At 38.5% G+C, this 890-nt stretch carries 1 pseudogene; it reads right to left on the minus strand.

The window, feature by feature from the left end:
* Window positions 1-6 precede the first annotated feature (6 nt).
* Window positions 7-853 (minus strand): annotated as a pseudogene (locus SINDD18_RS11470) (IS630 family transposase).
* Window positions 854-890: the final 37 nt, after the last annotated feature.

Raw genomic sequence — 890 nt, forward strand, 5'->3', positions numbered from 1 at the left:
TTATAGTCATTTAGTTTTAAAAAAGCACTCTAAACATTCAAAGATATTTGGGACTTCCCTTAATAAATTTGTCACTTTCTTTTTCAAGACAGCCCAAGCTTGCTCAATGGGATTCAAATCTGGTGAATAAGGTGGTAGAGGTAAGAAGAAGTGTTTATCTTTGACGCAAAGTTCATCCAAAATCTTCTTGGGATGAAAACTAGCATTGTCCATGACAATGACATGAGGTATCTTCAAAGCAGGCAGGAGTTGCGTTTTGAACCACTTAACAAAGAAGTCGCTCGTCATGCTTTCCTTGTAAATCATAGGAGCTATAAACTCTCCATCTACTTGTCCTGCAACAATTGAAGTCCGCTCAAAACGTCGTCCATTAATCTTTTCATAGACTTTCTCTCCTCTAGGAGCCCGTGCATGAGAACGATAGAGGTAGCGGTCGATTCCTGTTTCGTCAATATATACGACTGGTAAATCTTTTAGATTATCCAAAATATCGAGAAATTCAGCGACTTTTTCTGGATCTTGTTCCTTAAAGCTAGTCGTCTTTTTTTAAAGTGACATTGATCTGCTTTAAAGCTGCCCATACTGAAGGAACAGCACAATCAAAATGTGCCGCAATTTCCCGTAAAAAAGCATCTGGATGAGTCTCTACAAAGGCCTTCAACTCCTCCAAAGGAATCTTTCGGCTTTTGGCGACTCTCTTTTTCCGCTCTAAGTGCCCTTGTTCACGTAATTTCTTTTCCCATGTGAAGAGAGTTCTGACGCCAACATCAAAAACTTTGGATGCCTCGACATGGCTGTGTCCCTCTTTGATGTAATTTAATGCTCGTTGTTTAAAATCTGTACTATATGCCATAGCTTTATTATAACATGTATTTTATAAACTAAGTAAC

The sequence above is a fragment of the Streptococcus infantis genome (genome assembly GCF_001579645.1).
In the GTDB taxonomy this organism is placed as follows: domain Bacteria; phylum Bacillota; class Bacilli; order Lactobacillales; family Streptococcaceae; genus Streptococcus; species Streptococcus infantis_E.